The sequence below is a fragment of the Brevibacillus sp. HB1.1 genome, assembly GCF_013332445.1.
Taxonomy (GTDB): domain Bacteria; phylum Bacillota; class Bacilli; order Brevibacillales; family Brevibacillaceae; genus Brevibacillus; species Brevibacillus porteri.
In genome coordinates this window covers 117,611-142,987 of sequence record NZ_JABMIV010000011.1, presented here as the reverse complement: position 1 = coordinate 142,987, position 25,377 = coordinate 117,611, and the positions used below count along the sequence as shown (strand labels likewise).

Genomic DNA, 25,377 nt, shown 5'->3' with positions numbered 1-25,377 from the left:
ACAACGATTCCCCCTCATAGAGTAAAAGCACCCTTCCATGGGTGCTTTTTTAGTTTTTTCTTTTTGCTGCATCCAACTCTTTCTTCCGACGAAGCAAAGCCTCCCGAGAAGGATACGGATTGGGAAACTGCAATGCTCGCTCGATGGATTGAAAAGCTTGAGCATGCATCCCTGCTTTTCTTTGCGCGTCACCTAGGTAGTACCAATACCTCGCCGAATCGCGCTCTTCTAGGACAGACTCATAGTAGGTAACCATCTTCTGAAAATAATAGGGATAGACATCGTCTGCGATTACCAAATTTCCTGCGTCCCACCTATACACCTCTACTTGAAACGCTTTTCCGCTATCATGTAGCCACAGCGCAAGCTCAGCGTTGCCATCCGTTCCATTAACCCCCGGCATGTCTTCCACCTCAACCCTGCTTGCTCGAGTCTCCTGATGGAGCATGTGCATAAATCCATTCGCCGTCCACTGCAAAATATCTATATTCGACCATACCCCGCCTATTTGCCACCCAATCAATAAGCTATTCATTTGGGCATCGACAATGGGAGCAGCCAATAAATCGGAAACCGTATAACCTTGTCCTTTGAAATTGCCGATTGGATGCCAGCGATTCTCATCCTGCTTGGCGACCATGACGTACATTTCGCCCTGGTTGCGATAAACACAGGCTATTTCCTGATGATTATCTCCATCGAGATCAGCGATGATAACAGCTGGTTGATCGTGCGGCTTTGGCATGACTACTAGTTCTGCCGTAGGAGGTAACAAGCTCTTTATGATGCTCCAATGCTGCGTTCCGATTCGCTTCATATTGATCTCACCCATCTTTCCAGTCTCATCAAAATATATGCTACTTTTTTCACCACATGCTCTCAGTATCCACGCTTGCACTCGCTCACAAATAAAAATAGACATTTCATTTAATTGTCTATTATAATCAAAACAATAATTGCGGACGTTTGCATTTATTTTAAAGGAGGCCTATCATGAACCATTTTGAAAACAAAGTAGCCGTTATTACTGGAGCCGCCAGTGGTATTGGTCGCGCATTGGCAATGCGCTGTGCTGAGGAGCAGATGAAGGTTGTTCTTGCCGATGTAGAAGTAGCGGCGCTCCAACGAGTAGAGCAGGAGTTAAAGGCAGCAGGAGCAACTGTCCTCGCCGTTATAACGGACGCTAGCAAAGAAAAAGATATCCAGGAGCTTGCACAGAAAACGCTAGACTCGTTCGGTGCTGTCCATCTATTGTTCAACAATGCAGGGGTTGGGGCAGGCTCGACAATCTGGCAAAGCACCGTCGCTGATTGGCAATGGGTCATGAATGTGAACTTGTGGGGAGCCATTCACGCTACACAAATTTTCGTACCCATGATGTTAAAACAAGGGACTGAATGCCACATCGTGAACACCGCCTCTCTCGCTGGCCTTGAATCCGGACCAGGGAATAGCATTTATCGTGTAAGTAAGCATGCGCTAGTCAGTCTGTCGGAAACCCTCTACCACGAATTGAAAATGATCCAAGCCAAAATCGGTGTTTCCGTTTTATGCCCCGGCTTTGTTCAGACGCAAATATGTGACGCCCATCGCAATCGTCCAGCCGAGTACAGCAAACCAGGAGATATCGTGGAGCCCTCACCAATGACTACCGCCATCGACCAGTTCATTCGTTCAGGTGTCGAGCAAGGAATTTCTCCGAAAGAAGTAGCTGATCACACCTTCCTGGCGATCAAGAGCAATCGCTTTTACATTTTGCCAGATCCCTCGTATAAAGAGACTGTGCGTCAGCGAATGGAAGATATTTTGAACCAGCATAACCCGACATTCGTGATTCCCTCGCATATTTAACTCCCAACGAAAAATGCGATTCAAACCAAAAAGCCACGCTCTCAAAGGAACGTGGCTCTAATTTTACCTATTCTGTTAATTCTCGATCCCGTAAAGAAACCAAAATCACGAATCCAATCATCACCTCTGTAATGTTAAACGCTACCTGCTGACCATTCCATACTTGTGATTGCCACATGGCGAACCACTCTGCGCCCACAATTACAAATCCGAAAAACCAGATACAAAAAGCAACCATGTAAGCCATGTATGCGAATGTTTTAGAGTTATTGAACGTTTTTGCATCCTTCTTTACATTCCGCAGCATATTTCCTGTAGCGATCCAACCAAAAAGTGAGAACAATCCTTCCGCAATGATGATTCCGATATAAGCTATGGTGTGAGCAGTAGGATCAGTAATCGCTCGCCACATAAGTGCGTTCCCCTCAAACGTGGTATCCATGGACAGAACATGTTGAACAAATTGATAATTGGAATGGTAGTCCATGAGATTCCCTAAGAAAATGGACGTCCCAAATGCTGCGGATAGTGCTACAACTAAAACCTTTACATACCGTAATGTCAAATTACTCAATGCTAATCACGCCTCTTTTCCCTCGCTTTGTGTCTTTACTCATTCTCGATTGGATTGACACACCCTTTCTCTTTGCAAGAAAAATCTATCTATTTTCATCACGAGTATTCATCACCACCAGATGGAAACCTAATCATACTCATTCGGAAATGAAACCATCCAATTCATCATTTTTTTACCCATCCATGTTCAACAGTTTGGAACGGTTTTGTCACATGTATTTTTCTTAACAATGTTATGATGAAATGGATTCCCCCCATATAACAAACAATGAATATGTGCAAGGTTGTGATTATCATTTGGAAGCCTGATCGGTCGAGCAGTCAAACACTATACCACCAAATAGCCGATGAGATTGAACGCAGAATTTCATATGGAGAGTTCCCCCCTGGGAGCCTGCTCCCTTCTGAGAGAAAATTGGCTGAGCAATTAGGGGTAAACCGAAGCACTGTTATTTTAGCGTACGAGGAGCTTCGGGCATTAGGCATCATCGAGAGCAGAACAGGAAGCGGTACTCGTGTGAGTAAAAATAAATGGGAGGCAACTCCGAAGCATACACCGAACTGGCATCGATATGTAGAAGGTGGTCAATTCCTCCCGAATTTGTCTTATCTGCGGCGGATCAGAGAGGCCTTGCAAAAAGACAGCAGCCTCATCGATTTTGCGAGTGGAGAATTGTCTTCCCAGCTCTCACCAGGCACGGAAATCAGTACCCTGATGAAGGAAAACCCCTTCACCGAATATTTGGGATACGACAATCCACAAGGCTTTACGCCTTTGCGTGAAGAGCTGGTCTCGTATTTGTCACGATATCGGAATGTGCAGACAACCGACTCTTCCATTCTCATCACGTCGGGTTCTCAACAATCTCTGTATTTGATCACACAATGTCTGCTTGCACCCGGCGATGCAGTTGCCATCGAAGATCCCTCTTATTCTTACTCGTTGCCTATGTTTCAATCTGCTGGCCTTCGTCTGTTCCGCCTTCCTGTCAGCAATAACGGTATCGATCCAGAAGATATTCGTGCCTTGTATAAAAAACATCGGATCAAGATGATCTTTATCAATCCTACTTTTCAAAACCCGACAGGGGTTTGTCTTGATCCCACTCGGCGCACGCAGCTGTTGGATGTAGCAAGCGAACTCGGTCTTCCGATTGTCGAGGACGATCCTTTCAGTCTGACTTCCTATGACGGCAAGCCTCCACTGCCACTCAAATCATTGGATCAGCTTGGCTCCGTTGTCTACATTGGTTCCTTTTCCAAAATTGCTGCATCCGGTTTACGCGTCGGTTGGATGGTAGCACCTCATTCCGTTGTCGAACGTTTGGCAGATGCCCGCCAACAGATGGATTTTGGCCTGAGCGTGGTGCCACAAAAAATCGCGGCCCAGTTTTTGCATTCCGATAACTTCCTGCCACATTTAGAGCGGTTACGTATGCATCTACAGTACAGAAGAGATTTGCTTGTGGAGGCACTGCAAAAAGAGATGCCCAATGAGCTGTCTTTCACCGTTCCCCAAGGCGGATTACACTTGTGGTGTAAAATTAACCCGGATGTGAACGACAACCACTTATTTGAAGAAGCCCTTCGCAGAGGCGTCGTCTTTGTGCCAGGCAGTGTGTATGGTTCAGACTCCGGCTACATTCGCTTTACCTATGCACGACCAAAAGAAGAGGAAATTACGCTTGGTGTCACTAAATTTGCGGCTGCTTTGAAGGCTGTTTTGACATAAAGATGGTGGTCCGCCAACGATTGTGGTCGGGGGAAGCCCTGCCACATGTTTTCCAGTCGCCTGTATCCTCTCTACGTTCGGGCGGTCTCCTTCCAAACATGTGACAGGACTTTTGTACAGCTTTTGTTTCTTTCAAGCTATTAGAGTGTAGTAAGTTTTAATTCTCTTTTTACTACTTGGATTAACCTTAAAGGATATTTGCCAAAGCTACGCAGGAAGAAGCGCATTTCCAGTCCAAGCGCCTCTGGAGCCCATCCCAGCACCGGAATAAATGGCGGGGAATTTCAGCTTCACTTATGGAATACTTCTTCGAAACTTCTACGTTTGAAGCGCTCCCGCCATTTATTCCGGTGCGGACAGTCAAATCCCCCCTTGCGGGGCGTAGGCCGAAGCGTAGACTGGAAATGCGCTTCTTCCCCCACCACAGCAACTACAAAAAAGACCTCCACCGCTTGTATCAAGCAAATGGAGGTCTTTTTATACTATATAAGCTCTACTTCATCCACTTCACATTCTCTTTTTTCTCTTCATTCACCAACAACGTAAAAACATCCGGTCGCGAGTAATGTCCAACGACATCAAAATCGAATTGGCTATAAGCGATATCGCGAATGTCCAGATCAGCGTAGAGAATCTCCTCCCGACCAAAAACAGGCTCGACGATATAGTCACCCAAGGGCCCCACAATCGCACTTCCACCTCTGCTCATCTCGTCTGGCGAAGAGGCAAGATCGTCGTAGCAGGCCAAATCAGTTGGATACATATCTTTTGTTACGTACTGATTGCTCGATAAGACGAAGCATCTGCCTTCCAATGCGATATGGCGGATGGTAGCTTGCCATGCATCCCTCGCATCAGCTGTAGGTGCGATATAGATTTGAACGCCTTTTGCATACATCGCCGCTCGTGCTAGCGGCATATAATTCTCCCAACAAATCAGGGCCCCGATCTTACCGTAAGGAGTATCGAATACCGGCAAAGTACTTCCGTCCCCTTCGCCCCAAATCAACCGTTCGGATGCAGTCGGCTTCAGCTTGCGATGCACGCCGAGCAACTCACCATCAGGACCAAAAAATAAGACGGAACAATATAAGGTGCCGCCGCTATTTTCATTGTCTCTTTCGATCACACCAATGACGAGATACACGCCAGCTTTGCGTGCTGCCTCCCCGAGCTTGTCTGTCTCTTCACTCGGGACGACAATCGAATTGTCCCAATAACGAAACCAGTCTTTGCGACCTTCTGGAGAACGACTGCCTACCTTTGTCCCAAAAGTAAGGCCTCTCGGATACGCCGGGATAAAAGCTTCGGGAAAAACAACGATTTTCGCTCCTTTTTCGCCTGCTTCCAATGTCAGTGAAACCGCCTTTTCCGTACTTCCATCACGATCCATTATGACCGAAGCAGCTTGAACAACTGCTACTCGTACGTTATGTTGCTGAATTGACATGTTACATCCCCTCCCAAATAGAGCATCTGTCTTGCTTTCCTATTATTCGGCGTACCCGACTGACTCCCCTACTCCTGCAACGCTTTCATATCCTCGATAATTTGATTGTAAGGCACGTCCGTCATTCCTTCATAACGGTTAACCACTATTCCCTTTTGATCGACCAAGTATAAAAACGTGTCGTGGACGATTTGATCGGAATTAGGGTCCTTTTCTATCGGAGTCTTGAATGACTTGAGAATAAACGTTTTGATCTCATCAAATCCATAGCCAGTCAATGCATGCCAATTGGAGAAGTCAGCATTGAATTTACCCAGATATGACTTCAATGCCTCCGGCGTATCTCTTTCTGGATCAACCGAGAAGGAAACAAACTCCACATCAACGCCAGCTTCTTTTGCTTTTTTCTGCAATTCAGCCATGTTTGCGGTCATCGTAGGACAAACGGTTCCACAATAAGTAAAGACAAAGTTAGCAACCCATACCTTATTTTCCAGATCTTTCGATGAAAAAGGCTTCCCTTCCTGGTCCGTATAAGCAAATTCATTAACCGGATAGTTGTAATCATATCTTGCTGGACCACACGCAGTTACCAAAATCATCAGGATACTGAGCATGATCAACCAAGCTGTTTTTTTCATTATACCGCTCCTCTCCTATTCCTTTTTCTCAGAGAGCCACTTCGCTAACTGGCCGATTTCTTCGGCGCTGAGTACATTTTCATAACCAGGCATGCCATTTGCGCCGACCGTAATTATTTCAACGAGTTTTTCCTCCGTCATTTTCGAGCCAACTTGCTGCAAGCCTGGACCCACCCTACCGGATAAATCGTTACCGTGACAGCTCATGCAATTATTTTTGTATAGCTTCATCGCACTTTTATCTGCATCTGCAACTTCTGCTTGTTCTTCTGTTGCACCACTGCCACATGCAGTTACGAGCAAGAACAGAGAACTGATCATTAGATACTTGATAGCTTTCATGGAACTCCCTACCCTTCCTACGGGAATGACTATCCCTTACAAAAAGGGACGGCCTGTCGAATCCATTACCATGCACACAAACACAATCATCAAATAATGAATCGAGATGAAAAAATTCGTCTTCGCCCATTTTTCCGTATTCTCCGACACAATCCCAATAATCGTATGCCCCATCCATACCATTCCGAATAGGAAGGAAACAGCGAAAAAGATAATCCCTACGTAACCCAACACATACATAATCGTTACCGTTGGCAATAGCAAAACCACGTACGGAATCATTTGCAGCTTGGTCCGTTTGATCCCCTTCATTACCGGGAGGAGAGGAAATCCAGCTGCTGTATACTCATCTACACGTCTAATGGCAAGCGACCAGAAATGAGCAGGCTGCCACAAGAAGAGCAAAGCGAACAAAAGCCACGCTCCTGCGTCAATCTCATTCGTATAGGCACAATACCCCATCACAGGCGGCATTGCCCCGGACACTCCACCAATGGACGTGCTCCAAGTGGACGTTCTTTTGAGCCACATCGTGTAAACAACTACGTATACGAACATCCCGAATAATCCGAGCCAACCTACTAACGCATTGACTTTATAAAATAGCACCAGCTCTCCCACAAGACCGAGAACCAGGGCGTACAGCAGTACGCCCCCAGGTTTCAGGCGTCCAGTAGCAAGTGGCCGGTCTTTCGTACGAGTCATTTTTTGGTCAAGCTGCCAGTCCCAAATGTTATTTAACACGCAGGACGAAGCCATTGTGAGTGTGGTTCCAATCATCAGCCATAACAAAAGCATCCAATCCGGCTCCCACTTACTCGCTACCCAATACCCGCCGAATGCCGCTACCAGATTGAGTTGAAGAATGCGGGGCTTGGTCAGCTGTATCCAATCTGCTAGCATCTCCATCCCCCCGACAAAATGTTAGTCATTATAGGGCGACCATGTTGTACATCATGATCCAAATCGAACCGATCACGATGAGGAATACGATAAACAACCCGAGTAAGAGCGACATCAAGTTGTAACGTGGTTTATCCTCTTCTTTCAGATGCATGAAGAAGAATAACTGGACAATAAACTGGAACAGAGCCGCCACTAAATAGATGATGATTCGCTTATCGCTATCCAACCAACCGTTCTCTAGAGCTAGAATGGGAATGATGGTGAGTACAAGCGACAAGACGAAACCGATCACATACGATTTCAGGGAACCATGACCGCCGTGTTGTTCTGTCGTGCCATGCACAGATTGCTTGCTCAATTAATTCACCCCCATCACATACACGATGGTGAAGACGAAAATCCAAACAATATCAAGGAAATGCCAGAACAAGCTGATAATGTTTACTTTTCGTTTCGTTACGGGTGTAATGCCGCGCTTCGCGATTTGCATGATGACGATGATCATCCACCCTATTCCGAGCGCCACGTGCAAGCCATGCGTTCCTACCAGCGTGTAAAAAGCAGTCAGGAATGCACTCGTGCTAATCGTTGCCCCTTCGCTTACGAGGTGCATGAACTCGTTGATTTCCAGGAACAAGAAGGATGCTCCCAAAAATACGGTAACTCCCAGCCAGTTCATCAACGCAAGACGATTGCCTTTATTCATCGCGAGAATGGCAAGACCGCTCGTAAAGCTACTGGTCAACAAAATAAACGTACTCGCGTAAATACCATTCATTTGAAACAAATCTTTTGGACCTGGTCCACCATCCGTATTTCCTTGCAGTACGATATACGTCGCAAACAAGGTAGCGAATAAGATAACATCCGTCATGAGGTAGATCCAAAAGGCAAACGTGCGCAATTCCTCTTGGTCTGGATGATGATCATGATGTCCAGCATTCACATTAGCCATTACGTAATCACCCTCCCTGCTTCAGCCTCTGTACGTTTAATCTCTTCCACCGTAACGTAATAGTCCGTGTCGTAGTTAAACGAGTGAACAACCATACACGCAAGTACCCCGATAAACCCTGGTACAGCCATCCATAACCAGTCAAAAATCAAACCGAATCCGACAAAGAACCAGAACATGGACATCACGATTGGAATACCGGAGTTTTTCGGCATATGAATCGGTTCCAGCTCTACTTTCGCCGGCTTTTCCAAGCCTTGCTCGATGCGCAGCTTTCTTTCATGCCAATCATCTTGAGACGTTACCTGTGGCATTACGGCAAAGTTATAGAACGGAGCTGGAGAAGGAATCGACCACTCCAATGTGCGAGCATTCCATGGATCTCCTGTTGTATCTCTCTTCATGTGCTTGAGGCTGTGTGCAATGTCCCAAATTTGGACAAGGAAGGCAGCTCCCATGATTACGGCACCGATCGTCGATACCAGGTTCATTTCGAACCAACCTTTGTCCCATCCGTACGAATAAAGACGACGCGTCATTCCCATCAAGCCCAGCGCGTATTGCGGCATGAAGCACAGATAGAACCCGATGTTCCACAGCCAGAAAGCCCAACGGCCAATACGCTCATTCAGCTTGAAGCCGAAAATCTTCGGCCACCAGTAATACAAGCCCGCGAAGAATCCAAACACGACACCCGCAATAATTACCTGGTGGAAGTGGGCAACGAGGAAGTAGCTATTGTGATACTGGAAGTCAGCAGGTGCCACGGACAGAAGTACACCCGTCATCCCACCGATGACGAAGTTCGGGATAATACCGACCATCCACAGCATCGGCGTTTCAAACGTAATTTTTCCTCGGAACATCGTAAACAACCAGTTAAACACTTTCACACCCGTCGGAATCGCAATCAACATCGTCGTGACCGCGAAGAACGCATTGACGTCCGCACCGGAACCCATTGTGAAGAAATGGTGCGCCCATACGAGGAACGACAGAACGCTAATGATGATCATGGCAAACACCATGGATTTGTAACCAAACAGTTTTTTCCGAGAGAACGTCGCCACGATCTCGGAGAAAATCCCGAACGCTGGCAGAACGATAATGTAAACTTCCGGGTGACCCCACATCCAAATCAAGTTGATGTACATCATCGGGTTACCGCCGCCATCCAAGGTAAAGAAGTGCCCACCCAAATAGCGGTCGATAAACAGCAGTGCCAATGTAACAGTCAAGATTGGGAATGCGAAAACGATTGCGATACAACTCGACAAAACTGACCAGGAAAACATCGGCATTTTCATCAACGTCATACCAGGAGCACGCACTTTCAAAATCGTCACAATAAAGTTAATCCCGGTCATCAAACTACCTATACCCGAGATCTGAATTCCCCAAATGTAGAAATCCTGACCTGGTCCCGGGTTAAAGGCTAACTCCGAATACGGCGGATAAGCCAGCCATCCTGCATCCGGGGAACCCCCAATGACGAAGGACAAGTTAAACAGCATCGCCCCTGAGAAAAACAGCCAGAAGCTGAGCGCATTCAAAAACGGAAAGGCTACGTCACGTGCACCGAGTTGCAGCGGCACGATGACATTGAACAAGCCAAACATAAGCGGCATCGCCATAAACAGAATCATAATGACGCCATGCGTCGTAAAAATCTGGTTATAGTGATCCCCACTCAAAAACTGCATATCAGGCATAGCGAGCTGAGCCCGCATCAGGAGAGCATCTACCCCTCCTCGAAACAGCATGAGAACGGAAGCGAGAATGTACATGATACCGATCTTCTTGTGATCGACAGTTGTCAGCCATTCGCGCCAGAGCCATCCCCATTTTTTAAAGTAAGTCAGCACCGATACGATTGCGATGATACTAAGCACAATGCTGACGTCCGCACCGTAAATAAGTGGATCGCCTGTTACGAAAAATTCAGAGGCGAATTCTTTCACACTCTCCCACATCGTTGTCTCTCTCCTCCCTCTTTCAATTTCAACCGACTATTCTTTCACCCGCGCTGGCGGTTGCACTCTCGTAGATAAGCCGTGATTGTGTGAAGCAGCATACTTGGTCACAGTCATCTCGTACAATCCTTCAGGGAAAGCGGAGAAATAGCGTACGTCCGAAGTTCCTTGTTTGGTCAGCTCTTTGTAGCCATCCAACGTCAGCCCAGGGGAAGTATTTTTCACCTGATTCACCCATTGATCAAAGTCTTCTTGGGAAGTCGCATTCGCTGTAAAGAACATCTTCGCAAATTCTTTTCCGGTAAAGTTCGCACCAGATCCCATGTACTCACCCTGCTCATCTGCTTGCAGGTAGAGAGTCATAGACATGCCGGACATGGCATAAATCTGACCGCCAAGCTGTGGAATCCAGAATGAATTCATCGGGGCGTCAGATGTCACTTCAAAGCGTACTGGCGTATCCTCTGGGAATTGTACATAGTTCACAGTGGCAATGCCTTGTTCAGGATATTGGAACAGCCACTTCCAATCCAAATTCGTCACTTGAATCGTGATCGGTTTCTTCTCGGATTCCAACGGTTTCGATGGCTCCAAAGAATACGTGTACTGAACTGTCACGATCCCAATTAACGCAATAATGATGATGGGAATGCCCCACCAAATGATTTCCAGTTTCGTACTGTGTTCCCAATTCGGCGTGTACTTCGCCTTTCTTCCTTCTCTGTCACGGTATCGCCATACAATGACAAAAGTAAGAATTAGTACAGGAACAATCACAATTAACGTTAAAAGCGTGGATAAAATCATTAAGTCCTTTTGCTGTTCACCAATGGGTCCTTTCGGATCGAGCACGATATAGTTATCAGCGCAACCGGTCGTCAAGAACAGCAGGATGAACATGAACAAAAATGACATACAGCGTACTGTCTTGGACGTCTTCATGTCCTTGTCCTCATCTCCTATCACCATGCACGGGGTACTATTGAAACAAGTCTTACTCTAAAGCCGGACCAATGGAGTGTCACCAGCCAATGACAAAGTGGATCAACCAGCCATGTTCAATAATCCGCTACATTTTGGACAATTTTTAGACACAAAAAAACCTTCTCACGAAAAGAAGGTCCTTCTCTAGTCGAATGGAATTGGAAATCGATGGGTACCCTAAGATCACTTCCATCTCATTACTGATTAGGTGAAGCGACGTGATCAAAAAGTTTCGGAGAAAGCTATCCATCCATCAATTCAAACAGAACCAGGAACCACAAGAAACTCCCCTCCAGGAGGATCTTCAAGCAAATGTGACCACTGTTCGGAGTCATTTTGGTTTCACGAGTGATCTAGCCGTCCGAACCATTTGGCTTGGGACAAATCCATCACAACAAGCATCTTTGCTGTTCCTGAAAGGTATGTCGAATCAAGACGTAATGGATCGGGATGTCATTAGACCGCTGATGAATACCATTGGCGATCTCCACGAGGACATGATTGATCATATTATGAATGCTGTTCTGCATGTCTCGATGGCGTGGAAGGAAAGCACACTTGATAAAGTGCTCGAACAGCTTGCCCGCGGATATATCGTGCTTTTTATTCATAACCAAAAACAATGCATTATTATCGGAGCCAAATCGCTTGGACAAAGAAGCGTGGAAGAGCCTGCCAAAGAAGCAGTCATTCGCGGTCCACGCGAAGGCTTTATTGAAACGATTGACACAAATCTCTCACTGATTCGCAAAAGATATCACAATCCCAATCTCCAAATTGAAACCTATTGGATCGGTACACAATCGGATACTAGGGTATGTCTCGCCTACGTCCGAGGAGTTGTGAAGGAAGAATTGGTCGACGAGGTGAAAAAGCGTATATCCGCCATAAAAATGGATGCCATCTTGGACTCCGGCTATATTGAGCAATGGATCGAAGACGAGCCTTTTTCCATTTTCCCAACCATCTTCAACAGTGAGAAACCGGACATCCTGGTAGCCAAAATTTTAGAGGGGCGTGTCGCCATTTTGGTGGACGGCAGTCCAGTTGCCCTCATGGTACCAGCTACGTTTCAAGAGTTTTTTCAAAACCCGGAGGATTACTATTCCCGCCCTTTCTATGCCAGCTTATTGCGCTTGCTTCGCTATGCAGCTTTTTTTGTCTCAGCATTTCTCCCGTCTCTCTATATATCTTTCGAAAATTTCCACAAGGACTTAGTCCCCCCCACGTTGTTGTTCAGCTTTATCAATGCCAGAGAAGGGGTTCCGTTCCCTTTGCCCATCGAGCTGCTTCTTATGGCGATCGTGTATGAATGGCTGCGTGAGGCGGGGGTCCGCATGCCTCGCCCCATCGGACAAGCTGTCAGCATCGTAGGAGCTTTAGTCATTGGTGAGGCGGCCGTTAGTGCGGGATTAGTTGGGGCGCCGACCGTTATTATCATTGCCGCGTCAGCCATCACTTCGTTTATTTTCCCTGCCATTTCTGACGTGGTAGTCATTCTGCGATTTGTCTCGATTTTTGCCGCCTCGGCGCTTGGACTGTACGGCAATTTTCTCGTCTTTTATCTGGTTGCTATCTATTTGTGCGATCTGCGTTCGTTTGGGATACCTTATCTTGCTCCTTTAGCTCCTTTGAAACTGCAAGATTGGAAGGACTTCTTTATTCGCTTTCCTCTTTGGTTCATCAAACTAAGCTCTGGTGCTACCCCTTTCCCACTGAAGAAGCAAAGGGAGAATGATTGATCATGAAGACGCTAACCGCTGTGATAGGCTTGCTGACTGTCATTTTAGGGGGTTGCTGGAATAACATCGAGCTCACTGAGACAAGATTTGTCACGGCAATTGGAATCGACTTGAACGAGGAAGGCCGTTATGTCCTTACTGTGAACGTCATGAAGCCAAGCAGTGGAAAAACGGATGGAGGCTCGGCGGAAAAAAGCGCGATTATCCAATCGACAGGCTATACCATGTTTGACGCAGCCCGAAATATGATCGAGTACTCGGGGTACAAGCTTAGTTATCATCAAATGCAATACGTAGCGATTGGCACGGACGCAGCCAAAAAGGATATCATTGGTCCCCTTGATTTATTTTTTCGCGATCAGGAATTATCCGGGCGTCACTGGGTCATTTATGTCGAAGGGAAAGCAGAAGCTCTCCTGCACACAAAAGGAAATACGAACGACATCCAGCCTCTGCAAATCAACGAGAAAATGATAGCCAGTCGAGCCATTGGCAAATATCCACCCGTACGTTCACTCGACCTTATGCGCATGATGGCGAGTAAAGAGAAAGTAGGCTATCTGCCGATCAGTCATCCCATCCAATCAAAGAAAGAAAGCCGTGAAGCTGGAGCTGTCATTATCAAAGGCGGAAAAGCTATCGCTTCGATCAATGAGACACAGGCGCGCGGATTACTGTGGACAACGGGGAAAATAAAAAGCACGATTGTCATCGTTCCACTCAAAAAGCAGGGACAATACGCATCGATCGAGATTATAGGCTCCAAAACAAAAATCCGTCCCGTTCTCGAAAATAATCAGTTACATATCCAGGTGACTGTCCATCCACACGGATATATTGGAAGTCTTAATCATCCCATTCCAATGGACACAGAGACGTATAAATCGTTGCAGACAAAAGTCAATCATGTCATTCGAGATGAAATCCATGAAGCTGTAGCAGTAGCGAAGAAAAACAAGGCCGATATTTTTGGCTTTCATGAATATGTGCATCGCGCGTATCCACAAGTGTGGAAAACCTGGGAAGAACAATGGCCCGCTCACTTTTCAGAGCTAGACGTAAAAGTGAATGTTCAGAGCAAGCTCCTCTTAAATGGACTTCTGGCAGAGCAACTTGGCGAAAAATAAGGAGTGGGATGGTTGGACGTCCGCACGATTTCAAGATTTCAGTGGGTCTCAATCCATGCATTAAGTCTCCCCATCATGGGACACGTCTTCCTAATCGAACCACTGATTCATACCGCTGGCAAAGACGGCTGGATATCTGCTTTGATCAGCATTCCTTGTGGCATTCTATTCGTCCTGCTGTTGAGCATACTGCGAAGTAAACTTCAAAACACCTCGTTGCTGACGGGAACAGAAGAAAAAGCCGGTAGAGCACCAGCTGTCATTTTGTGTGTAATCTTACTCGCCTATTTTCTGTATGCTTCTGCTACGACGATGCGTGGTCTGGAGGAATTCGTCAAAATAACCTTTTTGCCAGAGACGCCTCTCTGGGCAATCGGCACGAGCTTCATCCTTCTCATTTGGTTCAGTCTGCAAAGAAACATCGAATCCATCGCTAGAATTGCCGTGATCTTTTTTTTGATGACGATGATAACGGGACCGATAGTTGGACTGACACTCATGCAAGAAAAAGATTATGCCCGCATTTTGCCGATCCTCGACAATGGTTGGGGACCTGCTCTGGAGGGCTCGCTTTTCTATATTGCCTTGTGGGGGGAACTGATCTTAGTCCTCCTGCTTCAGACAAAATGGGTCGGAGTGCGTCATGATTTCAATGGTTTCTCCTTTCTTGTGTTATTTAACGTCTTTTTGGGCGCCTCGATGCTAATGGGTGCCATTGCTGTATTTGGGCTGCCTCTCTCGGAAAAATTGGACTGGCCGGTACAAAATACAGTCAGACAAATAAAGATGGGTTTTATAAGCCGGGGAGACATTTATGGTTTATATACGATGACAGCAGGCTGTTTCATCCGGGTAGCTGTATTTTTATATGCCATCTGTGAATGTCTTGCCTTTCTCCTTTCCACCACTTACAAAAAGCTGAGCTTGCCCGTCTGTTTGGTTACGCTTTTGCTGTCTTTACTCGTCTTTTCCAATCATCAACAACTCTTGCAGACTAATCACGTCTATTTTAAGTATGGATACGTACTCCTGCTGCTGCCGATTTTTTTGCTGATTCTCTTCCGGATCAAAGGAGGAAAGGCGGTAGAGAACCCTTAAGTAAGCAAAAGAAAAAGGCCACCCCAAGGCGGCCTTTCCTCCTATGATACGCTACGGTTTAACGCAACGGCAATTTGTGCAGCGAGCTTTGCATTATTTTTCACCAGAGCAATGTTCGCCTCTAGGCTTTTTCCGCCTGTTCGTTCTTTTACATTCGCTAACATGAATGGCGTTACTTGCTTACCAGTGATTCCTTGGCTTTTCGCATCATGCATCGCTTGGAGAATAATCGCTTCGATTTCATCGTAAGGGATTGCATCCGCTTCGAGGATTGGATTGGCAATCACCGCTCCGCCCTTCAAGCCGAGTTTCCATTTAGCATCTAGCATCGCAGCTGCCTCTTCTGGCGTATCCATGCTTACAGACACATCGAATCCACTTTGGCGGGAGTAAAAAGCCGGGAATTCGGTTGTTTGATAGCCAACAACGGGCACTCCGAGCGTTTCCAAGTACTCCAGTGTTCTTCCGATATCCAAAATGGATTTGCAACCCGCACATACGACTGCCACATTTGTCTCTGCCAGCTCCGTCAAATCAGCAGACACATCCCACGTCACTTCCCCGTCACGGTGAACACCGCCAATTCCACCTGTTGCAAACATGCGAATGCCTGCCAACTCAGCACCGATCATCGTCCCCGATACGGTTGCCGCTCCTATTTTTTTCGAGGCTAAAATATACGGGATGTCTCGGCGGCTAACCTTGGCCACATTTTTATTTGTCGCGAACTCTTCCAGCTCACTCGCACTCAAACCAATCTTAATTTGCCCGTCCATAAAACCAATCGTTGCCGGAACAGCACCATGATTGCGAATGATTTGCTCTACGTCATTCGCCATTTCTACATTTTGCGGATAAGGCATTCCATGGGAGATAATCGTCGTTTCTAGTGCAACAATCGGTAATTGATGATCAAGTGCATGTCTGACCTCTTCCGAAAAGCTGAGATATTGTTTCATAGAATTCTCCTCCAATGCCTGGTTGTTTGGTTATTCCTTGATGACGCGTATCGTTTGTAGCGTGGGGTCTTCAAAGCCTTGTACAGGTAAACCTGCCTCTAAGTTTTTCTTCGTATAGATGAGATTCTCTTCCGAAATGATCTCACCCGGGATAAAAATCGGAATACCAGGTGGATATACCATGACAAACTCCGCGATGATTCTTCCCACGGATTGTTCGACGGGAATCATCTCCGTCGGTGCGTAAAATGCATCGCGCGGGGTGACAGCCAGTACCGGTATTTTGGGAAGCTGCATTTTCGGGCGGCTTTTTCTGTTTCCTTGATCCCCGGCCCCAGCAGCCAGCTCCTCCAAGGCATAGACAAGGATTTGCAAATCTTCTTTCGTATCACTTGGTGTGATAATACAAACGATGTTGTACAGGTCAGATAGCTCTACTTCAATGTTATAGCGATCACGAAGCCATTTTTCAGCTTCATACCCCGTAATGCCGAGGTCTTTTACCGAGATGACCAGCTTGGTCGGATCATGAGCAAACGCTCCATTTGTCCCGATAATTTCTCTTCCGATGCAGTACAAATAATTAATTTTATTGATTTGTGCTCGTGCTTCGTTTGCCAGCTGAATCGTTTGATCCAATAGCGCTTTCCCGGATGTCACCAACCGCTTTCTCGCCACATCGAGCGAAGCGAGCAGTAAATAGGAGGTCGAAGTCGTAGTGAGCATGCTATAGATAGCTTGTACACGCTGAATCGAAACAAGATTTCCCTGAATGTTCAACAACGAACTCTGCGTCAGAGAGCCTCCTAATTTATGCATACTGCTTGCTGCCATATCTGCACCAGCTTGCATCGCTGATAGTGGAAGCTTGGGATGGAAGTGAACATGTGAGCCATGTGCTTCATCTACGAGTACGGGCACTCCTCTGGCATGCGCAATTTGAACGATACTCTTCAAGTCACCGGCAATTCCGAAATAGGTTGGATTGATGACTAGAACTGCCTTTGCATCAGGATGCTGTTCCAATGCTTTTTCCACAGCTTGCGGTGTGATTCCATGCGAGATCCCGAAGACAGGGTCTATTTCTGGATGTAAAAAGATAGGAGTCGCACCGGATAAAACAATTCCGCTCATGATTGATTTGTGTACATTCCGTGGCACGATGATCTTATCACCGGGATTACATACCGCCATTATCATGGTCATAATGACTCCGCTCGTGCCTTGAACAGAAAATATGGTGTGATCAGCGCCAAAGGCTTCAGCAGCCAATTCCTGCGCTTGCTTGATAATTCCTTTTGGTTGATGCAAATCGTCTAATGGTTCAATGTTAATCAAATCGATGGAAAGTGCATTTTTTCCCATGAACCATCGAAATTCAGGATCCATCCCTTTTCCTTTCTTATGACCTGGTATATGGAATTGGATTGGATTCTTCTGGGCATGCTTTCTCAGCCCGTTAAAGAGCGGCGTTTGCCCTTGAATCAACATTTTTCCCACCTCACTATCCTTCCGTGTTGTTTGAATGAGTGATGTTTCTGGGCTGATTATAAAATAAGCGGCTCCTTCCTTCATGATCCAATCTTGACTTTTATGAACCATCCAATTTGTGTCCATCCTCGTAATTGGTCTGTTTCATCTTTCGCGAATTGGCTGGTTACACTGTTGGAGATTTCACTTACAGTGTTGCTACCATGAAGTTTTGGAGGCCATATAGATGAAACAACTGCCCACGACACAATCGCGAAAAGCATTAGAAAAGATACAATCCTATCAACCTGGAATGCCGATTTGGGAGATTAAAAAAATGTACGGACTCTCTTCTATCATTAAATTAGCCTCAAATGAAAATCCACTCGGCCCATCCCCTAAAATCATCCGCGCCATTCTCGGTGCGCTCCCAGAGCTGCATCGTTACCCGGATGCCCATACAACGACGCTGAAAGAGCACTTGGCTGATCATCTTGAGTTAAGTCCGGAGCATTTAATCGTCACAAATGGCGGTGACGAACTGATCAAGCTCATGTCCGAAACCTATTTGGAGCACGAGGACGAAATCGTCGTGCCTTCGCCGACCTTTAGTGAATATGAATTCGGCGCACATCTCATGGGGGCTGTCATCAAAACGGTTCCACTTGAGGCCGATTATGCCTTCAATGTTTCCGCTATTTTGGCAGCCATTACGGCTCGAACAAAGCTGATCTACCTTTGTTCCCCTAACAACCCGACAGGCACCTATTTGTCTCGTCAGGACTTGACGGCATTGCTAGACCAATTGCCAGATGGGGTGCTTGTCGTACTCGACGCTGCTTACAGTCACTATGCAACGGCTGACGATTACACATCGGGTATTGAATTTGTCCGCCAAGGATATCCTGTTCTCGTCTTGCAAACCTTCTCGAAAATTTACGCGCTTGCCGGTATTCGCGTCGGATTTGGTGTCGCTCACCCATCCGTGATCCAAAAAATCCTGAAAGTAAAAGAGCCGTTTAACGTCAATTCTTTGGCACAAACAGCCGCAATTACCGCCCTTGGGGACGTGGAGCATTTTGAAAAATCCCTTACGGAAAACACCAAAGGCCGCAAGCAGCTGTATGATGCATTCGATGAAATGAATATCCCCTATACCGTGAGTATGTCTAATTTTATCTTGGTAAAATGGGGGCCAAATGCGGGTAGGATTTATCAAGAGCTGCTGGAAAGAGGAATCATTTTGCGTTACGGAGATACTTGGGGGTTACCGGAGCATATTCGAATCAGTGTAGGTACGCTGGAAGAAAATCAAATTCTCATACAAAACCTCCGTGAGCTATTGCTTATCGTAGGAAAATAAAGCAAAAACACCGGATAGAAAATGTCCGGTGTTTTTGGTTTTGCAAAGTGTTTATGAAGCTGGATTCTCCTTGTGTTTACCCGTCACCAATACTATACTGAATGAAAATTCCCCAGTCATTTCCATCAGAAGGGATGACTGAAATTTCATAACTTCACGAAAGCTTTCTCTCCATAGAAAGGTGGATCAGATGTCACTCAAACCTGAAGATTTACAAAGCTACATCGACTCCCCAGATAAACAGCAAAGATTATACAAACGAACGCTCTGGATTGTAGTCATCTCACAAATTTTCGGCGGTGCAGGACTTGCGGCAGGTGTCACCGTAGGTGCTCTCCTCGCTCAGGATATGCTCGGTTCGGAAAGTCTCGCGGGCATCCCTGCCGCATTGCTCACGCTTGGTTCTGCTGTCGCTGCATTGCTGGTGGGTCGACTCTCTCAACGCTTTGGACGCCGTTTCGGTCTCGCTAGCGGATTCTTAGCTGGAGGTATTGGCGCAATTGGAGTGGTTATCGCAGCCGTCGCAAACAGTATTGTCCTTCTGTTTGCTTCCTTAATTCTGTATGGGGCTGGCACCGCTACTAACCTGCAAGCCCGCTATGCAGGCACAGACTTGGCAAAGCCTAAACAGCGAGCGACTGCCGTAAGTATCGCAATGGTCTCCACTACATTCGGGGCCGTCGCAGGACCAAACCTGGTGGAAGTCATGGGACGATTCGCTACATCCATCGGTGTCCCCGCACTGGCTGGTCCTTTCATCTTAGGTGCCGCAGCCTTTATCCTCGCTGGTCTCGTATTTTGGGTATTGCTTCGTCCGGACCCGTTCATCGTTTCGAAAGCAATCGCCGAAGCACAACAGATGAATCAGAGCTCCCCGTCCTGTCTGAATGAGAATCAGCTTGCAAGCAATAACCGGGGAATCATCGTGGGAGCCACCGTCATGATTTTGACGCAGATCGTCATGGTCGCCATTATGACGATGACACCTGTACATATGAAGCACCACGGACATGGTCTCTCTGAAGTAGGGATCGTCATCGGTTTTCATATCGGTGCGATGTACCTCCCCTCGCTCTTGACGGGGGTACTCGTTGACAAGATCGGTCGCTCCACAATGGCTTATGCTTCCGGTGTCATACTGCTTACAGCCAGCATGACTGCTGCTTTTGCGCCAGCCGATTCGATGCCGCTACTCATCACGGCTCTTGTGCTGCTCGGACTGGGCTGGAATTTTGGATTAATTAGTGGCACAGCACTCATCGTGGATGCAACGCAGCCCGCTACTCGTGCGAAAACGCAGGGAACGGTCGATGTCTTGATTGCCTTGGCTGGTGCATCCGGTGGAGCCCTGTCTGGTATGGTCGTCGCCAATGCCAGCTACGCAACACTTTCACTTGCCGGAGGCGCTATAGCACTGTTGCTGGTTCCTGTCCTGGTATGGTCACACAGAAAAAGCAAACACAGTGTAGAGATTTCCCAAAACTAAAGCCACCTTCATCAGGTGGCTTTTCCTCTATCCCAAGTACCCCGAAACAAAAAATAACACTGCTCACAGGCAGTGTCATTTTCCTCCAACCACTTTATTATCATGTCGCTCATTCGGACTATGTTCATCTACAATCTGTTTTAAGCTAGCGAAGCCAGGAGTAAATTTGCTGTTGGGAATCTTCTTCTTGGAAGAGAGATTTTTCGAGTAAACAGCAGTTTCGTTGCCTCTTTTCGCGAAGAACTCAGCTAATTTCATCGTATCCCACTCCTAACTAGCTCTCTTTAAGGTTTTGACCTTATTCACAAACTTGGTAACAAATCCTAATAATAACATATACGTAGTCAACCGCTCGAACTCCTGCATATTTTCGGGAGTAAATGTGTCATTCTTGTAAACAGCGACCGCGAATCCAAGTCTGAACTTTCCGAAGTTTTTTACAATTGCAAATTGTTCGATGTCCGTGTTTTGAATACGTCCCTTTACTTGTTTATCGGCAATTCGGCAATCCTCTTGAAGCATCGAAGACAGTAATAGAGTACGTACTGTGTCAAAATCTTTCAACTCGGTTAAGTAAAACACTTCAAACTGCTTGTCATTATTCGTAGGTACGATCCAATAACAGCATAGCTCGTCCGGTTTCAATCCATAAATCGTCTTTACTTCCATTTCAAATGCCTTCATGAACGTGATCGCATTCGCATTAATAATAGCTGTTGATTGACCGCTGCCATCCAAACTGTAAATCGCATTGGCCAATTCTTTCTCACAATATTTCACTTCCATCTGGAACTCGATCTCGTTCCCTCTAAGCTTATCGCAGATGAACAAAACGATGAATACCATTCCTGCCAAAATGGCGGAATACAAGATAGACAGGCCTAGAACAGAGCCTAATGAAGCTAGCTTGTTTTCCTCATGTGGCGGTGCTAGGATAAACAGCCATTCGATCGGTTGAAACATCCACTTATGTATGACTGCTATCAAATCTGGCAGCAAACCTTTTAACAATTCAAATACGAGCCATGAGACCAGAACGAACAAGATGCCAAGAACAGAAAAAACAATTTTTACATTGCTCTGCATGAGATTCTTTAGCACCTCTAACCTCTCCTTCTGGTAAAGTTTTACATTATTTTAACATTTTATTTAGATTCTACAAATAGGAAAAAACTACCTACATTTAGGTAGTTTTTTAGGCGTTTCTATCGTAATCGTACTTACTTTTTGATTTCCTATGTACTGTATCGTCTGCTGTACAATCTTGCTGTTCTCTTCAATTCTCTTCAGTGGTTTAAATGAACTCAACAATTGCACGTTCCCCCTATCGGTATACTGGGTGTAATTCGTAACGTAATGCTCCCTTATTGGTCTGCCCATTTTTCACCGCTATCAAACACGGAATGCTCATCATGACCTTCCAACTATCTTGCTAATACCCCATACCTTATGCCGTTCTGATTTTGTTTAGACCCTCTTCTGGGTGCTGCTTTTCCACTGTTAGTGACGGTTTTGTTACAGACAATGTTGCTCCCATTGGCACAATTGACTTCCTCAATTCTTGCCATAATAAAGGATAATCCGAACGAAAAGGAGTTAGTCAGAATGAATTCAGTGATAGCGAAGAATGAAACCATTCTTTCCTATATCATTGCCATAGCGCTTATCTTGCTCATGGTAGCCGCTTCCGTCATACTCGATGATCCCGAAGTGATTCTACCAGAAATTGCAGCGATGGCGATTGGCATATGGGTATACCGAGAACCAGGATGGATCAGACAGCCCTCTAGAATTTTTGTGGCTCCGTCGATTACGGCTGCAATCGGATTTGCGATAAATCAAGTAGACTTTCCATACCTTGGAAAAGTCAGTATCACACTCGTACTCATGATGCTCTTTTTACGAATCATCCAATCGAATTTTGGACCATCCCTTGCCACTGGCTTATTACCTCTGGTCACGAATGCCGTTGAATGGTCTTTTATGATCTCCGTCATCATTTTTTCCTTTCTCATCATGCTCGGCGTTCTCGCCTTCAAATGGAATGACGGCCTGGAGAAGAAAGTGAAGATACCGTATCAGTATATGCTCGTGTTCTTGATTTTGATATTCGTGTGGATCGGTTTATGTTGGATGGCTGGTTACCCACAGGTAGCAGTTATTCCGCCCATACTCGTCGTTGTCTATGAATCTCTTCACAAGCCGATGTTCAATGGCAAGATGGCCTTTAAGCTGGGCCTGGTGTTAACCATATCGGCTACAGTTGGAACGCTGCTATCCTTCGCGATTGATTCGTGGGTGTTAGTCACTTTGCTTGATATGATTTTGGTGCTTATTTTGTTACGTATCTTAGGTATGCGTGTCCCGGCAGCATACGCTTTTCCACTGCTTCCTTTTGTCTTCCCTGATGAAATTGTAGTCATGCTGCCCGTCAGTGCGCTCGTTGCTTCCATATTCTTGTTTGGCTCCGTGCTTTTGTACAAGAACTGGGAGAGAAAAAGAAGTCAGCTTCATGCCCCGAGGAATTAGCCCATAATAATAGAGCCACCCGTCTTGGGGGTGGCTCTTATCCTTACTTCGCCTTTGGGGTTACCTTTTCCACTTTGTTTTCGCCCATCTTCACTTTGAATAGTTCTTTTTTATCATGATCGGAAGCTTGAGAGTCGTAAAAAAAGATGAAATCTCCCCCGATGTTTATTGCTTGACTGGAAATGCTACCTAATGGATACAGCGGGGTTGTCTTGCCGTCCGCCATATTCATTCTGCCTACCGTATGTGCGTCCTTTATTTCTGAGATGTAGTATAGATGCTTCCCAGCGACAATGATCGGATTTTCTGCTGGAGGCAACCCTTTCTTGACGAGAGCGGTTTTCCCATCCTTTAGTCCGATTTTATAAACATCGACGACGCCTGTATCGTTTACCCATTTTGTGTAGTAAATGAAATCACCAGACAGACCGATAAGGGTCAGTTCTTTGTCTTTGCTTACTACCTTTTTCTGCGTTCCATTCCGCTTCATTTTGCATAGTTGACCACTCTTATTGGTGTAAAAAATCCAATCCTGATAGAAATAAACTTCCTCAAAATCATCAAGCAGCTTCTTTTGTTTTTTGCCGTTCATGTCCATCCTGTACAAACGACCGGAATCATCCGCGTAATAAATGATATCTCCCACTACATACAATTTCTGTACGTTATTGGGGTCCCCTTCCGTAAGACTACTGCTCTTGATAACTGTTTTCGAACTGCCATCTGTCTTAATTTTCATGAGCTCCATCACATCTTCATACGTACCATTGATATCGTAAGCGGGCATCTCAATCTGATAGATTTCTTTAAAAGGCTTATTGCGCGTATAGTAAATCCAGTCACCTACCACATTCAGATTATCGGCCCAATCACTGCTCAACTTTTGAAGGGAGCTTCCATCCTTTTTGATTTTGTATAAGCCATCGTTGTTATAAAAAATCCACTCTCCTTGAACGGCGACAAAGCTTCGGTGTGAATTGATATTGACAGGATCGCTACCAAAAATATTTATCACTGGTTTTTTGGTTGGCACAATCGCCATTGTTTGTTGACTGCCAAAACCAAAGACCACAATCAGACACACTGCCATCGCAATGGTGATTATCCATTTTCCTTTATGTTGCACCATGCATGCCTCCCGTTCATAGCCTAATATAACCATAGCGGAGATATCCCCCATTCCGATACAATCCGACAACACTGATTTATATATACCAAAACAAACCCACTTTTTCTAGATATATATGTAATTTTTGTAAAATTATATATCAAACATATATGAACAATGGGACGAGTTTTATTTATGATTTCCAGGAGGGAGAACCGTGTCACAAGCAAATTTGCCGAATATTACTCCAACCATAACACTCACACGTGATGACGCGATTAATATGCTATTGTCCTCTATTGCTATAGAAGAGCTGGCGTTAGGACATGTCATTAACGCGGAAGGGGAAAAGCTTCCATCTATTCTTCGTACGATTCCAGGGGTTACTGGTCTGGCAGGTGGACCTACTGGGGATACCGGAGCTACTGGGACAATTGGAGCCACTGGCGCAACGGGGGCCACTGGGACAGCCGGAACCACTGGCGCTACAGGGGCCACTGGGACAGCCGGAGCCACTGGCGCTACTGGGGATACTGGCGCTACAGGGGATACTGGGACAGCCGGGGCCACTGGCGCTACAGGGGATACTGGGACAGCCGGGGCCACTGGCGCTACAGGGGATACTGGGACAGCCGGAGCCACTGGCGCTACAGGACCACAACTGACCAATAGTGCGCATGTCTATAATTTGACTACGATTATAACAACCTTTGCTAATCAGCCTGTCGCCCTCAGTAACAACGGCGTCATAACGGGAACAGATATTACCCATGTTGCGGGCTCACCTGATATCGTACTGGCAGGTGGCCATACTTACTTTGTCACTCATTCAGTCAATATGACGAATAACACACCTCCTGCCATCTTTCTCACACTGAATGGAGCTCCGGTTCCAGGCTCTGGATATACGACTATTGCGAAAACACCCCTAGCCTCCACCTATTCCGCTATCATAACGACTCCTGCTGGGGCACCCAGTGTCCTTAACCTCGTGGCGGCAATCATCGGAACGGTCTTTTTTGCAGAACCATTCCCTCCCCAAACAGCCAATGTCAGTATTACCGTTATCGAGTTGTTTTGAGAAT

General features: G+C 46.1%; 24 protein-coding genes. 9 read left to right on the top strand and 15 right to left on the bottom strand.

What is annotated here, in order from left to right; all coding sequences use genetic code 11:
• Window positions 1-49: 49 nt before the first annotated feature.
• Entirely contained in the window at window positions 50-832 is a 783-nt protein-coding gene (locus HPY27_RS24205) for a tetratricopeptide repeat protein (protein ID WP_174226165.1), read from the bottom strand.
• 161 nt (window positions 833-993) lie between these two features.
• Between HPY27_RS24205 and HPY27_RS24200 the strand changes: the two genes are divergently transcribed.
• A complete protein-coding gene (locus HPY27_RS24200) occupies window positions 994-1,851 on the top strand; it encodes an SDR family NAD(P)-dependent oxidoreductase (protein ID WP_174226164.1) in 858 nt (285 codons plus the stop codon).
• Window positions 1,852-1,918: 67 nt separating this feature from the next.
• Here the strand turns inward: HPY27_RS24200 and HPY27_RS24195 are convergent, their stop codons facing one another.
• Window positions 1,919-2,425, bottom strand: coding sequence for a DUF2165 family protein (locus HPY27_RS24195; RefSeq protein ID WP_174226163.1), 507 nt, complete (start codon window positions 2,423-2,425; stop codon window positions 1,919-1,921).
• Window positions 2,426-2,695: 270 nt separating this feature from the next.
• On the opposite strand from HPY27_RS24195, the gene pdxR reads away from it, so the two are divergent.
• A complete protein-coding gene (gene pdxR, locus HPY27_RS24190) occupies window positions 2,696-4,159 on the top strand; it encodes a MocR-like pyridoxine biosynthesis transcription factor PdxR (protein WP_174226162.1) in 1,464 nt (487 codons plus the stop codon).
• Between the two features lie 493 nt (window positions 4,160-4,652).
• Here pdxR and HPY27_RS24185 read toward each other — a convergent pair whose 3' ends face one another.
• The 8 genes from HPY27_RS24185 to cyoA all read right to left on the bottom strand — a co-directional run bounded on the left by HPY27_RS24185 (window position 4,653) and on the right by cyoA (window position 11,368).
• Window positions 4,653-5,609 (bottom strand): carbon-nitrogen hydrolase family protein, encoded by a 957-nt coding sequence (locus tag HPY27_RS24185; RefSeq protein WP_174226161.1) that lies wholly within the window; start codon window positions 5,607-5,609, stop codon window positions 4,653-4,655.
• Window positions 5,610-5,677: 68 nt separating this feature from the next.
• Window positions 5,678-6,250, bottom strand: coding sequence for an SCO family protein (locus HPY27_RS24180; RefSeq protein WP_173623883.1), 573 nt, complete (start codon window positions 6,248-6,250; stop codon window positions 5,678-5,680).
• A 15-nt stretch (window positions 6,251-6,265) separates the two neighbouring features.
• On the bottom strand, window positions 6,266-6,592 hold the full coding sequence (locus HPY27_RS24175; protein WP_017251736.1) for a c-type cytochrome: 327 nt from the start codon (window positions 6,590-6,592) through the stop codon (window positions 6,266-6,268).
• Between the two features lie 36 nt (window positions 6,593-6,628).
• Window positions 6,629-7,495 (bottom strand): heme o synthase, encoded by an 867-nt coding sequence (gene cyoE, locus HPY27_RS24170; protein ID WP_174226160.1) that lies wholly within the window; start codon window positions 7,493-7,495, stop codon window positions 6,629-6,631.
• Window positions 7,496-7,523: 28 nt separating this feature from the next.
• Entirely contained in the window at window positions 7,524-7,856 is a 333-nt protein-coding gene (gene cyoD, locus HPY27_RS24165) for a cytochrome o ubiquinol oxidase subunit IV (RefSeq protein ID WP_017251734.1), read from the bottom strand.
• Window positions 7,857-8,453 (bottom strand): cytochrome o ubiquinol oxidase subunit III, encoded by a 597-nt coding sequence (cyoC, locus tag HPY27_RS24160; RefSeq protein WP_017251733.1) that lies wholly within the window; start codon window positions 8,451-8,453, stop codon window positions 7,857-7,859.
• Window positions 8,453-10,426 (bottom strand): cbb3-type cytochrome c oxidase subunit I, encoded by a 1,974-nt coding sequence (locus HPY27_RS24155; protein ID WP_017251732.1) that lies wholly within the window; start codon window positions 10,424-10,426, stop codon window positions 8,453-8,455. The genes cyoC and HPY27_RS24155 overlap by 1 nt, the downstream gene beginning before the upstream one ends.
• A 36-nt stretch (window positions 10,427-10,462) precedes the next feature.
• Window positions 10,463-11,368 (bottom strand): ubiquinol oxidase subunit II, encoded by a 906-nt coding sequence (gene cyoA, locus HPY27_RS24150; protein WP_017251731.1) that lies wholly within the window; start codon window positions 11,366-11,368, stop codon window positions 10,463-10,465.
• Between the two features lie 260 nt (window positions 11,369-11,628).
• On the opposite strand from cyoA, the gene HPY27_RS24145 reads away from it, so the two are divergent.
• From HPY27_RS24145 to HPY27_RS24135, 3 genes are read left to right on the top strand one after another with little or no spacing between them, the layout of a single operon-like run.
• Window positions 11,629-13,152: a spore germination protein gene (locus tag HPY27_RS24145; RefSeq protein ID WP_174226159.1), complete on the top strand. Its 1,524-nt coding sequence runs from the start codon at window positions 11,629-11,631 to the stop codon at window positions 13,150-13,152.
• A 2-nt stretch (window positions 13,153-13,154) separates the two neighbouring features.
• Entirely contained in the window at window positions 13,155-14,279 is a 1,125-nt protein-coding gene (locus HPY27_RS24140) for a Ger(x)C family spore germination protein (RefSeq protein WP_174226158.1), read from the top strand.
• 12 nt (window positions 14,280-14,291) lie between these two features.
• Window positions 14,292-15,377, top strand: coding sequence for a GerAB/ArcD/ProY family transporter (locus HPY27_RS24135; protein ID WP_017251728.1), 1,086 nt, complete (start codon window positions 14,292-14,294; stop codon window positions 15,375-15,377).
• A gap of 41 nt (window positions 15,378-15,418) precedes the next feature.
• Here the strand turns inward: HPY27_RS24135 and HPY27_RS24130 are convergent, their stop codons facing one another.
• Together HPY27_RS24130 and HPY27_RS24125 are read right to left on the bottom strand one after the other, a co-directional pair.
• Window positions 15,419-16,336 (bottom strand): pseudouridine-5'-phosphate glycosidase, encoded by a 918-nt coding sequence (locus HPY27_RS24130; protein WP_173623886.1) that lies wholly within the window; start codon window positions 16,334-16,336, stop codon window positions 15,419-15,421.
• A gap of 30 nt (window positions 16,337-16,366) precedes the next feature.
• Window positions 16,367-17,824 (bottom strand): aminotransferase class I/II-fold pyridoxal phosphate-dependent enzyme, encoded by a 1,458-nt coding sequence (locus HPY27_RS24125; RefSeq protein WP_026043335.1) that lies wholly within the window; start codon window positions 17,822-17,824, stop codon window positions 16,367-16,369.
• Window positions 17,825-18,053: 229 nt separating this feature from the next.
• On the opposite strand from HPY27_RS24125, the gene hisC reads away from it, so the two are divergent.
• Together hisC and HPY27_RS24115 are read left to right on the top strand one after the other, a co-directional pair.
• The gene (hisC, locus tag HPY27_RS24120) at window positions 18,054-19,169 is read left to right on the top strand and encodes a histidinol-phosphate transaminase (protein WP_173623887.1); all 1,116 of its coding nucleotides are present in this window, start codon (window positions 18,054-18,056) and stop codon (window positions 19,167-19,169) included.
• 190 nt (window positions 19,170-19,359) lie between these two features.
• Window positions 19,360-20,655, top strand: a complete 1,296-nt coding sequence (locus HPY27_RS24115; RefSeq protein ID WP_174226157.1) for an MFS transporter — start codon at window positions 19,360-19,362, stop codon at window positions 20,653-20,655.
• Window positions 20,656-20,730: 75 nt separating this feature from the next.
• Here the strand turns inward: HPY27_RS24115 and HPY27_RS24110 are convergent, their stop codons facing one another.
• Entirely contained in the window at window positions 20,731-20,913 is a 183-nt protein-coding gene (locus HPY27_RS24110; RefSeq protein ID WP_007723975.1) for a hypothetical protein, read from the bottom strand.
• Between the two features lie 12 nt (window positions 20,914-20,925).
• Window positions 20,926-21,756, bottom strand: a complete 831-nt coding sequence (locus HPY27_RS24105; protein WP_017251723.1) for a hypothetical protein — start codon at window positions 21,754-21,756, stop codon at window positions 20,926-20,928.
• 504 nt (window positions 21,757-22,260) lie between these two features.
• Here HPY27_RS24105 and HPY27_RS24100 point away from each other — a divergent pair.
• Entirely contained in the window at window positions 22,261-23,184 is a 924-nt protein-coding gene (locus HPY27_RS24100) for a hypothetical protein (protein ID WP_174226156.1), read from the top strand.
• A gap of 43 nt (window positions 23,185-23,227) precedes the next feature.
• On the opposite strand, the gene HPY27_RS24095 is transcribed toward HPY27_RS24100, so the two are convergent.
• Window positions 23,228-24,313, bottom strand: coding sequence for a DUF5050 domain-containing protein (locus HPY27_RS24095; RefSeq protein ID WP_174226155.1), 1,086 nt, complete (start codon window positions 24,311-24,313; stop codon window positions 23,228-23,230).
• Window positions 24,314-24,509: 196 nt separating this feature from the next.
• Here HPY27_RS24095 and HPY27_RS24090 point away from each other — a divergent pair, with 196 nt between their 5' ends.
• On the top strand, window positions 24,510-25,373 hold the full coding sequence (locus tag HPY27_RS24090) for an alpha-helical endospore appendage domain-containing protein (RefSeq protein ID WP_217438078.1): 864 nt from the start codon (window positions 24,510-24,512) through the stop codon (window positions 25,371-25,373).
• The last annotated feature ends 4 nt before the right edge of the window (window positions 25,374-25,377 follow it).